Origin of the sequence: Pectobacterium brasiliense, from assembly GCF_013449685.1 — a bacterium.
Lineage (GTDB): Bacteria > Pseudomonadota > Gammaproteobacteria > Enterobacterales > Enterobacteriaceae > Pectobacterium > Pectobacterium brasiliense_A.
Map to the genome: position 1 here is coordinate 42369 of NZ_JACDSF010000010.1, position 13879 is coordinate 56247.

Consider the following 13879-nt stretch of genomic DNA (forward strand, 5'->3'; position numbering starts at 1 on the left):
GCACAGAGTGAATGTGCTGTAAACCGGAACTTTCCGAGGCAGTGGGCTTGCTAAACCACGGTATCCTTGCATAATGCGCGTTTCCTTAATGAAATCGGACAGCAAGTAAGCACTCTTTATGATTAACAACGTCATTTCACCGGAATTTGATGAAAATGGGCGCCCGATGCGTCGTATCCGCAGTTTTGTCCGCCGTCAGGGGCGTTTGACGAACGGGCAACAGCTGGCGCTGGATAACTACTGGCCGGTGATGGGCGTGGAATATCAGACCGAGCTGGTCGATTTTAACGCGCTATTTGGTCGTGACGCCCCGGTAGTGCTGGAAATTGGGTTTGGGATGGGCGCCTCGCTGGTGACGATGGCGGCACAGCATCCTGAGCAGAATTTCCTCGGCATCGAAGTTCACCTGCCGGGCGTGGGGGCGTGTCTCGCTGCCGCACAGGAGGCGGGAATCAGCAATCTGCGCGTGATGTGTCACGATGCGGTCGATGTGCTGATGAATATGATCCCGGATGGCTCACTGTCTATGGTTCAACTCTTCTTCCCAGACCCGTGGCATAAAGCCCGCCATAATAAACGCCGTATCGTTCAGGTACCTTTCGTCCAACTGGTACAGCGTAAGCTGAAAGTCGGCGGCGTGTTCCATATGGCAACAGACTGGGAACCTTATGCGCAACATATGCTCGAAGTGATGACCTCTGTCACCGAGTACCGTAATCTTTCCAATAATAATGAGTACGTTGAGCGGCCGGAGTCCCGTCCGTTGACGAAATTTGAAGCGCGCGGCCAGCGTTTGGGGCATGGCGTGTGGGATCTGATGTTTGAGAGGATAAAATAAAATGGCACAAGCTCGTAGCCGTCGTTTACGTAAAAAGCTTCATATCGATGAGTTTCAGGAATTAGGTTTTTCTGTCAGCTTCCGCTTTCCAGAAGGCACTAGCGTAGAAGATATCGATCAACTGATGGATAAGTTCGTTGACGACGTCATTGAACCACAAGGACTGGCATTTGAAGGCAGCGGTTATTTGCTCTGGGAAGGTCTGATCTGTCTGCAAAAAATTGGTCACTGCACCGAAGAGCATCGCCAACTGGTTAGCCGCTGGTTGGAAGAGCAGAAACTGACGGACGTGAAAGTCAGCAACCTGTTCGATATCTGGTGGGATCTGCCAGAACACCTGCTGTAATCCTTGGTCTTATCAAGGCATGCCTGAGCTGATTCTGGCTCAGGCGTTATCCGCCTCTTCAACGGGCGGATTACCGCTCTCCCGCTACTGCCGTTGTTTTCTTCAGGAGAAAATATGTCGCGTAAAATAACCCTGGGTTTATTGATGTTGCTGTCCTGGCAAGCGCAGGCAGCCTACCAGTGCAACGTGAACCCGCAGGACGACATCATTATCAGTCCGCAACACGTACAGGTCGTGGGTGCCAGCGGCAATTTACAACTCTCCCCGCAGGGCGATATCGTCCGTAACGGTACGCCGCTGACTCTGAATGCCGAACAGCGCCAGAAGGCCAAAGCCTATCAGGCAGATTTACGCCAGCAGCTGCCGTGGATCGATCAGGGCGCGCAGCAGCATCTTGAAAAAGCGCGAGTCGCGCTGGATAACGTCATCGTGCAGGAGCTTGGCAGCGACAGCAATGTGCGCAATCGTCTGACTACGCTGGATAAACAGCTCAAGCAGCAGATGAACCGAATTATCGAACACCGCACCGATGGCCTGACGTTTCACCATCAGGCGATTAAGCAAGTTGAGCAAGATGGCAAGCAGCTCGTGCAGCAAAGCATGGGCGGCGTCTTGCAGGACAGCCTGAACGAAATGGGCGTGAAACAGATGTCCAGCGGCGGCAACCCACTACAGGCGATGATGGGCAACCTCGGTGGTTTGCAGAAAGCGATTCAGGCCGAATGGAACAATCAGGAACTGGAGTTCCAGCGCTTCGGCAATGACGTATGTAGCCGCGTCACATCGCTGGAAAACCAGCGCAAGAGTCTGTTGCAGACGTTGAAGTAAGTGTGCAAGTCGAGTACAGACAAAGAAAGAAAACCGAGCATCAAGTAATGCTCGGTTTTGTCGTTATGGTGCCGGGAACGTAAAACGACGATGGATCGCTTCCAGCTCGTCAAGGATCTCGCCGTCCAGCGTCAGGTTCTGGCTGTCGAGGTTGATTTGCAACTGCTCCAGCGTGGTCGCACCCAGCAGCGTGCTGGCAACGAACGGCTGCTGACGCACAAACGCCAATGCCATTTGCGCCGGATTCAGGCCGTGCTTTTGCGCCAGCGCCACGTACTCAGCAACCGCTGCCTGCGCCTGCGGGCCGGTATAGCGGGTGAAGCGACTAAACAACGTGTTGCGTGCGTTAGCAGGTTTTGCGCCATTCAGGTATTTACCCGTCAGCGTACCGAACGCCAGTGACGAATAGGCGAGCAGCTCTACGCCTTCATGTTGGCTGATTTCCGCTAGGCCGACTTCAAAACTGCGGTTTAGCAGGCTGTAGGGGTTCTGAATTGACACGATGCGTGGCAGATCGTGTTTTTCCGCCAGATGCAGATAGCGCATCACGCCCCACGGGGTTTCGTTGGAGACGCCGATGTAGCGAATCTTACCGGCACGCACCTGTTCATTCAGCGCTTCCAGCGTTTCCAGCAGCGTAACGACCGGTTTGTCGTCAGTATATTGCGATTTGTTATCAGTATATTGATAGTTCAGCTTGCCAAAACAGTTGGTCTGGCGCTGTGGCCAATGCAGCTGATAGAGGTCGATATAGTCGGTGTTCAGCCGTTGTAGGCTGGCATCCAGCGCGGCACGGATGTTTTTTCGATCCAGCGCCTGCTGTGGCCGGATGCTGTGATCGTTTCCGCGCACGGGGCCGGAGACTTTACTGGCCACAATCAATTTTTCACGTCCGCCACGGGATTTCAGCCAGGAACCGATATAGCTCTCGGTTAGCCCCTGTGTTTCCGGACGCGGAGGAACGGCGTACATTTCTGCTGTGTCAATCAGGTTAACACCTGCGGCAATGGCGTGATCTAACTGAGCATGAGCGTCTGCTTCGCTGTTCTGTTCGCCAAAGGTCATCGTACCAAGACCCAGCACGCTCACTTCTAAAGAACTATGGGGAATACGGTGATATTGCATTGCCAGCTTCCTTATGTCTGAAAATAGCAGGCGCTTTTCCCGTCATTTCCGCATGATTTGCTGCGATTCCAATGAGTTTGGGAAAACACACCTGAATTCGACTATAAACGAAGCCGTGGCGAGTGGGGAAGTCTCTTCTGTTGCCCTTCAGCAGGATTTTGCCGAAGAGCGTCGTTCGATGGGGTGAATATCGGGCTAACGTTGCCGTTAGCGCTGCACGATCTGGGAGATTTGATCGCTGTTGATTTGCTTCTGATTACCTTGCTCATCGGTATAGCTGAGCAACCCGGTATCGTTATCCAGCACGGGTTTTCCCTGCGTCAGGAGCATTTGCCCCTCTTTTGTCGCCATCACGTAGTCACTGGAACAGCCTGCCAGAGTGAATAATAACGCCAGTGTGATTGCCATTTTCATCCGTACTTTCATCATATTAACCCGTTCATAAATGCCAAAATCTAAGGTGAGTCTAGCAAATGGTTGCGGGGGATAACGTAGGAATAATGGAAAAAATGTGTTTGGAGGGAATTAATTATTGTGTAATCAGGCGGCAGGTTGCCGCCTGATTATGACGTCTTTATCGTGAGCGCTCGCTATGCAGCGATCAGTGTGCTGTTTTTTCTTTTTTACTGCGCAGCAGGTTCAACGCCTCGACGGACATTGAGAAGAACATAGCGAAGTAGATGTAGCCTTTCGGTACGTGAATGTCGAAACTTTCCAGAATCAGGGTGAACCCGACCAGGATCAGGAATGACAAGGCCAGCATTTTGACGGACGGATGGCGTTCAACAAACTCGCCGATAGGGCGCGCAGAGAACATCATCACGAGAACGGCAATAACAACTGCTGCCATCATAATAAACAGATGGTCAGACAGGCCGACAGCAGTGATCACCGAATCCAGGCTGAAGATAATATCCAGCATCATGATCTGCACAATCGCGCCAAAGAAAGAGTGCACCTTGGAAGTATGGTCTTCTGAACCGCCTTCGACGGTTTCGTGAATTTCCTTGCTCGACTTCCAGATCAGGAAGAGCCCCCCGAAGAACAGGATTAGGTCACGTGTGGAGATTTCATTGCCAGCGACGGTAAACAGCGGGTCGGTAAGACGCATGACCCAGGCAATAGAAGCGAGCAGTCCCAAACGCATTAACATCGCCCCCATCAGCCCGATGCGGCGAGCTTTGTTTTGCTGGGCTTTAGGCAGTTTGGCGACAACCAGAGACAGGAAAATAATGTTATCGATCCCAAGAACGATTTCCAGAATAGTCAGCGTTCCCAATGCTAACCATGCGTTCGGATCAACAATCCAATCAAACATTATATCAATACACCTTAAACGAAACGTAAACGATATTATACTCTGCCAGCTCGGGGCGTAGGCAAGCGAAAGTGTGATGTCGTAGAGATATAACGTTCATACTTCGCATAGCAGCCGTGTGCTGGCGTCCCTTTTGCCCTGGTTTTTTACTCTGGGTCGGCGTCAGGCTTTTCCCAGATCGCTTTCCTTGTCGCACGATTGCTACGTAATAGAGTGCGGCGTATAAGGCTAGTGTACGATGAAGCGGGGCGCTGATGAAGTATTGTGCTAATGAAATTCAACGGCTGAGCTGCATAAAGTGGCGAGCCAGTAGCGGCGTGGTAAAGGTTTTTTTCAGATAGAACCCGCGTGGCAAGGTCAGAATCGGTTGACCAAATTCGCCAATCGCCTCGGTTAATGCCCGGCTATTTGCCGCTTTGGGGCGTAGCTGTAGCACTTCGCCATGCCGAGCGGTGATGCTTTCTACCCGGCCAAGCACGATCAGATCCATCAACTCTTCCCAATCGCAGCGCAGTTGTTCCTCTTCTTCTTCATTGGGACTCCAGATCAACGGTGTGCCAATACGGCGTTCCCCCAGCGGAATGTGCCGCGAGCCTTCCACCGGAATCCACAGTACCCGCGCGAGCTTGTGTCGTACGTGACTGCTTTCCCACGTCACGCCGCTGTTGCCTGTTAATGGTGCGACGCAGACGAACGTGGTTTCCAGCGGTTTGCCCTGTTCATCAATAGGAATGGTTTTGAGTTCAACGCCGATGTCGGGGAAATCCTGCTTGGGTTTGCTGCCCGCGCTTGCACCCAGAAAACGCTCCAGCAAGATACCAATCCAGCCTTTATCACGTTTTAGGTTAGCGGGAAGGGGCAGGCGGGCGATGTCCGCTAATTCCGCGAGATTATAACCGGCGAGGAATTGCGCGCGTTCCAGCAACGTGTGCTCATTTGGCGGCGCAGTCGTGTGAACCGTGGGTGAATTCATAGTGTATAGCTCGATATTTTTCGCTCAAAAAAAATACAACAGACAGAGAATACCAGTGCACAGCCTGCAAGACTGTGGAGAAAAACAATAATAGCATGATTCGTAGTGCTTTTTTTTAGTGTGATGGCGATCACTTAACACCGTTTGGCAAACTGTGCACGTATAGCCACCGACAATAAACAGGATCTTACACTAGGTTATCCACAGATTTCTTGGATAACCCACATAAACATGAATTACTGGTTCGATTTACAGCCTTGACTCCTGACCTTTTTGCTGTTTTTGCCTATTTATTGCCTGACTTTGAGGTATTCCCTGTGGATAAAATCGTCATAGTGCAATCTTTCGCCAATCATACGTTGTATGCCATTTGAACAAAAAATAAGGGTCTGCTTTTTTACGTCAGGTGGTTTGTAATTTAATGAATAAAAAGCATTATTTTTTAATTCGCATTAATGTTTTTTCTTCATGAAAAATGAGTTTTACTCACTTCTTCATGGGTTCTGCACAAAGATGTCCACAGAAAAAGTGAATAAATTGCCGATTCTGGTCTTCACATGTTTATAACTTTGATCTTATCTGTGGGTTATCTTACTTTTATTCGTATCACATGCTTTCTAAGCAGTGGTTTACCGCCTGACGGGAGTGTGAAACAATCAGGTCATCTTTGCATTGATGTTTATCGAGGTAGTCGGTGATCGATGATGATGGCTACCGCCCAAACGTTGGTATTGTAATTTGTAATCGGCAGGGGCAGGTGATGTGGGCCCGGCGCTATGGTCAGCACTCCTGGCAGTTTCCGCAGGGGGGAATTAACCCCGGTGAAAGTGCTGAGCAGGCGATGTACCGCGAACTGTTTGAAGAAGTCGGGTTAAGAAAAAAGGATGTGCGCGTATTGGCATCTACCCGTAACTGGTTACGCTATAAATTACCAAAGCGTTTGGTGCGTTGGGATACAAAACCGGTCTGTATCGGCCAAAAGCAGAAATGGTTTTTGCTACAGTTGATATGTAATGAGTCGGATATCAATATGCAGAGCAGCGGCACGCCGGAATTTGATGGCTGGCGCTGGGTGAGTTACTGGTATCCGGTACGTCAGGTCGTCTCTTTTAAGCGAGATGTGTATCGTCGCGTGATGAAGGAATTTATCAATCCGGTGATACTGCTTCAGGAGAGTGTTGCGGCTCGGGTGGTTACCCCATCTGGTCCTCGGCGAAAAAGAGGGTAATTCAGGCACATTATGCTCACGCGCTTGCGAGAAATTGTCGAAAACGTTGCGGCAACGGCCCGCCTTAGTGATGCGCTGGACATTCTGGTCAATGAGACCTGTCAGGCTATGGACACGGAAGTCTGTTCCATTTATCTGGCCGATCACGATCGTCAATGTTATTACCTGATGGCAACGCGCGGGTTGAAAAAGCCGCGCGGGCGCACGGTTACGCTGGCGTTTGGGCAAGGTATTGTCGGGCTAGTCGGGCAACGTGCTGAGCCCATCAATCTGGCCGACGCGCGTGCACACCCTAGTTTCAAATATATCCCTGCCGTGAAAGAGCAACATTTCCGCTCTTTTCTTGGTGTTCCCATTATCTACCGTCGCCACCTGCTGGGCGTACTGGTGGTGCAGCAGCGTGAACATCGTCAGTTTGATAAAAACGAAGAATCGTTCATGGTGACGCTGGCCACGCAGATGGCTGCTATTCTTTCCCTTTCACAGATAAAAACGCTCTTCGGTCAATACCGTCAGACGCGCGTTAAGGCGCTGGTGGCGGCACCCGGCGTGGCGATTGCCCCCGGCTGGCAGGATTGTACTCAGCCTTCTCTGGAACAGGTTTTCCCCGCATCGAGTCTGGACAGCGAGCGTGAGCGATCCCGTTTAACGCAGGCGCTGGAAGAGGCCACGGCGGAATTCCGTCGCTTCAGCAAGCGGTTTAGCGCCAGCGCGCAGAAAGAGAGCGCGGCGATTTTCGATTTGTACTCGCACTTGCTAAACGATGCGCGGCTCAAGCGAGAACTCTTTCAGGAAGTGGATGCGGGCAATGCCGCCGAGTGGGCCGTGAAGCTGGTGATCGAGCGCTTTGCCGCGCAATTCACCAATTTGCAGGATACTTATTTACGCGAACGGGCGGGCGATCTGCGTGCGTTGGGGCAACGGCTGTTGTTCCACCTCGACGATAACGCGCAAATCATGGGGCAATGGCCTGAGCGCTTTATCCTCGTGGCGGATGAATTAACCGCCACGCTGCTGGCGGAACTGCCGCCGGAGCGTCTGGCGGGCGTTGTTGTCTATGACGGTGCCGCGAATTCGCATGCGGCGATTCTCGTCCGTGCCATGGGCATTCCGACGCTGGTGGGCGCAGACATCCAGCCCGATCTGCTGCATCAGCGACAGTTGATTATCGACGGCTATCGCGGTGAGCTGCTGGTCGATCCTGAACCCGTGCTGGTACAGGAATACCAGCGTCTGTTGACGGAAGAAAATGAGCTGACTCGCCTGGCCGAAGGCGAGATGGAACAGCCTGCTGTACTGAAAAGCGGCGAACGTATGCAGGTCATGCTGAATGCTGGGCTCAGCGCTGAACACGAAAAACGTTTTATCAATCAGGTTGATGGCGTGGGGCTGTATCGCACGGAAATCCCGTTTATGTTGCAAAGCGGATTTCCGTCTGAAGATGAGCAGATGGCGCAATATCAAAGCATGTTGGCGCTTTACCCTACGCGCCCCGTGATGCTGCGCACGCTGGATATCGGCGCGGACAAGCCGTTGCCTTATCTGCCTATTAGCGAAGAGAACCCGTGCCTTGGCTGGCGCGGCATTCGTATTACGCTCGATCAGCCTGAAATCTTTCTGATTCAGGTGCGCGCGATGCTGCGTGCCAACGCGCATATTGGCAATCTCAATATCCTGCTGCCGATGATCAGCAGTCTGGATGAAATCAGCGAAGCACGTCGCCTGATCGATCAGGCCGCAGGCGAAGTAGAAGAATTGCTGGGCTTCCCGCAGCCCAAGCCGCGAATTGGGATCATGATTGAAGTCCCGTCGATGCTGTTCCTGCTCCCTCATCTGGCTTCCTGCATCGATTTTGTTTCGGTTGGTACGAACGATCTGACGCAGTATCTGCTGGCGGTAGATCGTAACAACGCTCATGTGGCATCGCTTTATGACAGTCTGCATCCTTCCATGTTGCAGGCGTTGAATATGATTGCCGTCGAGTGTGAGCGGCATAATATTCCGCTTTCCGTGTGTGGTGAAATGGCGGGCGAAGCGCTCGGCGCACTGCTGCTGACGGGGTTGGGGTATCGCTCGCTCAGTATGAACGGACGTAGCGTTGCGCGAATTAAATATCTGCTGCGCCAAATTACGTTGGCGGAATCGCAGGCGTTGGTGAAGCAACTACTCGGTGCGCAGAGTGCGACGGAAGTTCGACAGTGGGCCGCGATCTTCATGGAAGAGCGCGGATTGGGCGGCTTGATTCGCGGTGGACGCTAATCCGTCGCGGTGCGGTATTGACGGAGACATTAAGATTTAATTGCGAGTAAATGTTTAACAACGACTCAATGTTTTACAGAACTTTTCCCCTCCGCGATCAACGAGCGTGGGCGCGTATGCTATGATTCGCCACCGCGGTTCGCAGGAACGGATTCATTCTCCTGCCTTTTGCCTATCAATGACAATCCCAAAAGTAGGGATAACACAATAAAATATGTGGTGAATGATGACGACAAGCTATCTGGCGTTTCCTCAGTTTGATCCCGTGATTTTCTCAATCGGCCCGCTGGCGCTGCACTGGTATGGGCTGATGTATCTGGTGGGTTTTGTATTTGCCATGTGGTTGGCGGTGCGTCGGGCGAATAAACCGGGGAGCGGCTGGACCAAAGATGAAGTCGAAAACCTGCTGTATATGGGGTTCCTTGGGGTCTTCGTCGGCGGGCGTCTGGGCTATGTCCTGTTTTATGCCTTCCCGTCATTTCTTGAAAACCCGCTCTATCTTTTCAAAGTCTGGGATGGCGGCATGTCGTTCCACGGCGGCTTAATGGGCGTTATCTGCGTCATGCTGTGGTTCGCTCATCGCACCAAACGCCATTTCTTCCAGGTTGCTGATTTTATTGCCCCTCTGATTCCTTTCGGGCTTGGTGCTGGCCGACTGGGCAACTTCATCAATGGCGAACTGTGGGGACGCGTGACGACGGATACGCCGTGGGCCATGCTGTTTCCTGGTTCGCGCGGCGAAGATATGGCGCTGGCCGTCAGTAACCCGCAATGGCAGGCGATTTTCAATCAGTACGGTATGCTGCCGCGTCATCCTTCCCAGCTGTATCAAATGATGTTGGAAGGTGTGGCGCTGTTTATCATTCTGAATCTCTTTATTCGTAAATCTCGGCCGATGGGCAGCGTTTCAGGGCTTTTCCTTATCGGTTATGGCATGTTCCGAATCATTACTGAATTCTTCCGCCAGCCGGATGCGCAGCTGGGGCTGTTCGGTGGCCTGTTCAGCATGGGGCAAATTCTGTCTCTGCCGATGGTGATCGCTGGTATTCTGATGATGGTCTGGGCCTACCGCCGTCAGCCTGCGCAGCAATAATCCGCCGTCCTTCTTTAATATTTGTGGTGAGGTAGTATGAAACAGTATCTGGATCTGATGAAAAAAGTGCTTGAAGAGGGCACGCCGAAAGCCGACCGTACCGGCACGGGCACGCGTTCTATTTTCGGCCATCAGATGCGTTTCAACTTGCAGGACGGGTTTCCGCTGGTTACCACCAAAAAATGCCACCTGCGTTCGATTATTCATGAGCTGCTCTGGTTCCTGAACGGCGATACCAATGTTGCTTATCTGCATGAAAATAAAGTCAGTATTTGGGATGAATGGGCGGATGAGAACGGCGATTTGGGGCCGGTTTATGGAAAACAGTGGCGTTCGTGGGGGGCTGCCGACGGTCGTGAGATCGACCAGTTGAAGAATGTTCTGACCCAGTTGAGACAAGATCCAGATTCTCGCCGTATTATCGTGTCTGCCTGGAACGTGGGTGAGCTGGACAAAATGGCGTTGGCACCGTGTCACGCGTTTTTCCAGTTCTACGTGGCGGATGGCAAACTCTCTTGCCAGCTTTATCAGCGCTCGTGCGATATCTTCCTCGGTCTGCCGTTCAATATCGCCAGCTATGCGCTGCTGGTGCATATGGTGGCGCAGCAGTGCGATCTGGATGTCGGTGATTTCGTCTGGACTGGCGGCGACACGCATCTGTACAACAACCATCTGGAACAGACGAATCTACAGTTGAGCCGTGAACCACGCGCGCTGCCTAAACTGGTGATTAAGCGCCGTCCGGATACGTTGTTCGACTACCGCTTCGAGGACTTTGAAATCGAGGGATACGACCCACATCCCGCCATCAAAGCACCGGTTGCGATCTAAAGCCTCTCTCATGTTTTCGAGGGCCGCGTAATGCGGCCTTTTTTATTATTTCTCTTCGTGCAACGGACCCACCGCTTCCTGAATCGATGGTGCTGGGGAGTTTTTAATCCCATCTGCTGCGATAAACATGAGAGTAAATAATTCTTCCTCACTGGTCATTTGCATTTTGCGGCCAGCATGAGATTTCATCTGTCGAGATGACACTGTTGCACGGTAATCTGTCGGCTCTTTATTCATAACCACCTCGCAAAATGACGATTTATTAGCCACATTGTCGCGCATTATTTACTCTTCCTCAATGTGCTATCTCCGATTTGAATACGATATGAACCAGTTGAGTAAATCATCTGCCGAGCGAAAGAGGATAGATTTATCTCCGCTTACATCTAAAAATTGATGACTTTTGATATAATAATCAGCAACTTTTTCATTGACTAGGCTTTGAATATAAAGGCCTTCACCTTCCACCTTGATAAGAAAAAATAGGATGATGACCAAACAATAGGTCAACATTTTCCCATCCAGAATAGAACCCCTTTTTGAGAAATTCTGAAGTAACTCAATGCTTAATATATGGTTTATTGTGTTGAACGAACAAACACAAGCCCCGTCAGGTTTTGTTGTTGGTATGTGAGCATCGATCTTAAAGATAAACCCGAATTCACTATCAGCGTAAAGACTCATTTTTGCCAAACGCCAGTCAATATCGAAATCGCTTTCTCTGGCAAGAGCAATGCACCAGTCAACATCATCCTGATTCATTGGGGAAACTGACATACCAAGGTTAACCGTACTAAAGTAACGATTTGCCACTTCCAGAGCCAAGATCCCATTTTCTCTCACTGTTATTGATTTCATTTCGATCTCCTCATCCTGAATTCGATTCCTCCTTGTCACCGACTTACTCGGGGTGTGACATTACCTCCTTCACCGCGTGGTTTCTCCTGCTATTCCCTCGTTTTCCCTACCTCCCCGCACGCTTTTTCTGTTGTTACACCGTTGCAGTAAAACATTGCGAGCCGCCGCGTATAACGCGGTTAACACGCTGTTTTTACAGATAAGACTCACTATCCTGACGCCATGAAAACAGGGAATCGGCAACGGCGAGGGTTCACCTTGCTTGAATTATTGGTGGTGCTGACGATTGTGGCGCTAATGGCGGGCGGTGGTTTGCATGGCTGGATGCAGTATCAGCAGGCAATCCGTCTGGAGCAGAGTGCGCAGCAACTGCTGGACTTTTTGAGTCGGGTTCAGGCGAATGCCTACTGGCATAACGAAACCCGCACGGCGAAGCTCATACCGCAGGGAGAGCTATGGTGCATGGTGGCGGGGAAGAATGAAAAGCAGGCAGAGGAGACGTGCCGTGAGAATCATCCGGGGCAGTTCGTTCGCCGCACGCAGGATGTTGTGCTGACAAAGTTCACAAGCAACGTTTTTACGTTCTTTGGCTTGCGTAATGCGGCACAGGCCGGGCACATCTCGTTGTCGAATTCTGCGGGTCAGCTACGCCTCATCATCTCGGTGAGAGGACGAATGCGTCTGTGCAGCGAGGCGCAGGTTGTCCTGGCGATTCCCCTATGCTGAAACCGCTCGTGTTGAAACGAACAAAATTGAGGCAACCAAGGCTGAGGTGTAAGCAGCGTGGATTCACTCTGCCGGAAATCCTGTTAGCACTGAGTTTAGGTAGCCTGATTATGCTGTCGGCGGCGCAGTTGTACCCTCTGCTGCGCGGTCAAAGTCAGGATAGTGCACAGCTTTTCCGGCTGGAGCAATTGTTCAGTCAGGTGGCGATGGGGGTTGAGAAAGATATTCGTCGGGCCGGTTTTTGTGCGGGAACCTGTCAGGGAAAGGCAATGAGCATAGGGAAGTATCCGGGCGAGGCGGAAAACAGCTGTCTGAATGTCTCTTACGATCTGAACCGAAATGGGGTTTGGGATGGTGGGGAACAGCAGGATGCCGAGTCTTTTGGCTATCGCCTGCGCGGTCGGTCGTTGGAAATTCAGAGCGGGGCGCATAACTGTCAGGGCGACAGATGGGAGAAGCTGTTTGATCCGCAGGAGGTGGTGCTCACGGTGTTCCGGTTACAGCGCCTGTCTGGACAAAATGAGGCGGCGTTATATGAATTACAGCTCGCTGGCTATTGGGCCAAGCGTCCTGCCGTTCGGCAGCATACCACTCGCCTTATTCTTGGTCGCAACCAATGAGAAAGGGATATCAGGAAGGAAGTGGAACGCTAGCTATGGTGCTGCTCATTGCCATTATCGGTCTGCTATTGATGTCTGGCTTGCAGCGCCAGCTTGATGCTGCTATTCAGGTGGGGAACGATGAACGGCACTATCTGCGAGCGTTCAATCAGGCATTGTCCTCGCTGAACTGGGGAAGGGGGCAGCGTTGGGGAACGCTAACAGAAAACTGGCAGTGTCAGCGGCTGTCGGCAGAACAGCTTGTGGTGTGTCTGCGTGCGGCCTCGGATGGGGAACAAGGATTACTGCGTGGCGAAGGAACGCTTCCCGCTTCAGCGCGACCGTTGACGTTGTACCAACGGGTATCCTTTTCGGCACTGTCGTCGAACCAGATTGCGATTCAACCATTGGGTAACGGCTGGCTGGATTTTTGTCCTGATAAGGAGGTGACACGCTGTGATGCAACGGAATAGCGCGCTGAACAAGGGGATTGTGAGCCATCAATCTGGCTTTAGCCTGCCGGAGACGCTGGTAGCGGCGCTGCTGTTTGCCGTGTCGCTGCTGGGGCTACTGCAATATCACCAAATCTTGCAGCAGTCATTTCAACACCAGTTGCAGCAGCGTCAGGCTTGGCGATTTGCGATGCAGCAGTTGGAGGCCTATGAAGCGGGTGTACGGTATAATCCGTCTGATATTGATAATGCCGCGTCTCTTGCGAGTAAAAACTGGCAGTTTAGTGTGTCAGAGCAGCTCCAGAACGGAGAATGCCGTCAGGTAACGGCAAGAGTCATGACGCCACGTCGCTATCAGGCTACACTAAACCGTTGGTTTTGCCTGTCATCGCCTGTTGGGTAGGC

17 protein-coding genes are annotated in these 13879 nt (G+C 51.7%); 11 read left to right on the forward strand and 6 right to left on the reverse strand.

The window, feature by feature from the left end:
* The first annotated feature begins 118 nt into the window (after positions 1-118).
* From trmB to H0248_RS04465, 3 genes are all read left to right on the forward strand, one after another.
* Positions 119-838, forward strand: a complete 720-nt coding sequence (trmB, locus tag H0248_RS04455; protein ID WP_180784920.1) for a tRNA (guanosine(46)-N7)-methyltransferase TrmB — start codon at positions 119-121, stop codon at positions 836-838.
* Position 839: 1 nt separating this feature from the next.
* Entirely contained in the window at positions 840-1184 is a 345-nt protein-coding gene (locus tag H0248_RS04460) for a YggL family protein (protein ID WP_014914389.1), read from the forward strand.
* A 114-nt stretch (positions 1185-1298) separates the two neighbouring features.
* Positions 1299-2012, forward strand: a complete 714-nt coding sequence (locus H0248_RS04465) for a YggN family protein (protein ID WP_010282855.1) — start codon at positions 1299-1301, stop codon at positions 2010-2012.
* 63 nt (positions 2013-2075) lie between these two features.
* Here the strand turns inward: H0248_RS04465 and H0248_RS04470 are convergent, their stop codons facing one another.
* From H0248_RS04470 to mutH, 4 genes are all read right to left on the reverse strand, one after another.
* Positions 2076-3137 carry an NADP(H)-dependent aldo-keto reductase gene (locus H0248_RS04470; RefSeq protein WP_180784921.1) on the reverse strand — a complete coding sequence of 354 codons (1062 nt, stop codon included), beginning with the start codon at positions 3135-3137 and terminating at the stop codon, positions 2076-2078.
* 207 nt (positions 3138-3344) lie between these two features.
* Positions 3345-3551 (reverse strand): YgdI/YgdR family lipoprotein, encoded by a 207-nt coding sequence (locus tag H0248_RS04475; protein WP_275898513.1) that lies wholly within the window; start codon positions 3549-3551, stop codon positions 3345-3347.
* A 187-nt stretch (positions 3552-3738) separates the two neighbouring features.
* Positions 3739-4455 (reverse strand): TerC family protein, encoded by a 717-nt coding sequence (locus H0248_RS04480; protein WP_180784922.1) that lies wholly within the window; start codon positions 4453-4455, stop codon positions 3739-3741.
* 277 nt (positions 4456-4732) lie between these two features.
* Positions 4733-5428 (reverse strand): DNA mismatch repair endonuclease MutH, encoded by a 696-nt coding sequence (mutH, locus tag H0248_RS04485; protein ID WP_180784923.1) that lies wholly within the window; start codon positions 5426-5428, stop codon positions 4733-4735.
* 694 nt (positions 5429-6122) lie between these two features.
* Here mutH and rppH point away from each other — a divergent pair.
* The 4 genes from rppH (at position 6123) to thyA (ending at position 10839) form a co-directional block, all read left to right on the forward strand.
* A complete protein-coding gene (gene rppH, locus H0248_RS04490) occupies positions 6123-6656 on the forward strand; it encodes an RNA pyrophosphohydrolase (protein WP_180784924.1) in 534 nt (177 codons plus the stop codon).
* Between the two features lie 12 nt (positions 6657-6668).
* Positions 6669-8915 (forward strand): phosphoenolpyruvate--protein phosphotransferase, encoded by a 2247-nt coding sequence (gene ptsP, locus H0248_RS04495; protein ID WP_180784925.1) that lies wholly within the window; start codon positions 6669-6671, stop codon positions 8913-8915.
* Positions 8916-9141: 226 nt separating this feature from the next.
* On the forward strand, positions 9142-10008 hold the full coding sequence (gene lgt, locus H0248_RS04500) for a prolipoprotein diacylglyceryl transferase (RefSeq protein WP_039313946.1): 867 nt from the start codon (positions 9142-9144) through the stop codon (positions 10006-10008).
* Between the two features lie 36 nt (positions 10009-10044).
* Complete coding sequence (gene thyA, locus H0248_RS04505; RefSeq protein ID WP_039312476.1) at positions 10045-10839, forward strand: thymidylate synthase; 795 nt, start codon at positions 10045-10047, stop codon at positions 10837-10839.
* 45 nt (positions 10840-10884) lie between these two features.
* On the opposite strand, the gene H0248_RS04510 is transcribed toward thyA, so the two are convergent.
* The gene (locus H0248_RS04510) at positions 10885-11121 is read right to left on the reverse strand and encodes a hypothetical protein (RefSeq protein ID WP_100017445.1); all 237 of its coding nucleotides are present in this window, start codon (positions 11119-11121) and stop codon (positions 10885-10887) included.
* Between the two features lie 21 nt (positions 11122-11142).
* Positions 11143-11697, reverse strand: a complete 555-nt coding sequence (locus tag H0248_RS04515; protein ID WP_180784926.1) for a hypothetical protein — start codon at positions 11695-11697, stop codon at positions 11143-11145.
* Positions 11698-11919: 222 nt separating this feature from the next.
* Here H0248_RS04515 and H0248_RS04520 point away from each other — a divergent pair, with 222 nt between their 5' ends.
* From H0248_RS04520 to H0248_RS04535, 4 genes are read left to right on the forward strand one after another with little or no spacing between them, the layout of a single operon-like run.
* Positions 11920-12423 carry a prepilin peptidase-dependent protein gene (locus tag H0248_RS04520; protein WP_180784927.1) on the forward strand — a complete coding sequence of 168 codons (504 nt, stop codon included), beginning with the start codon at positions 11920-11922 and terminating at the stop codon, positions 12421-12423.
* Positions 12424-12431: 8 nt separating this feature from the next.
* A complete protein-coding gene (locus H0248_RS04525) occupies positions 12432-13043 on the forward strand; it encodes a prepilin peptidase-dependent protein (protein WP_180784959.1) in 612 nt (203 codons plus the stop codon).
* Positions 13040-13495 (forward strand): YgdB family protein, encoded by a 456-nt coding sequence (locus tag H0248_RS04530; RefSeq protein ID WP_240346037.1) that lies wholly within the window; start codon positions 13040-13042, stop codon positions 13493-13495. Before H0248_RS04525 ends, H0248_RS04530 begins: the two co-directional genes overlap by 4 nt.
* Positions 13482-13877: a prepilin-type N-terminal cleavage/methylation domain-containing protein gene (locus H0248_RS04535; RefSeq protein ID WP_180784960.1), complete on the forward strand. Its 396-nt coding sequence runs from the start codon at positions 13482-13484 to the stop codon at positions 13875-13877. The genes H0248_RS04530 and H0248_RS04535 overlap by 14 nt, the downstream gene beginning before the upstream one ends.
* The last annotated feature ends 2 nt before the right edge of the window (positions 13878-13879 follow it).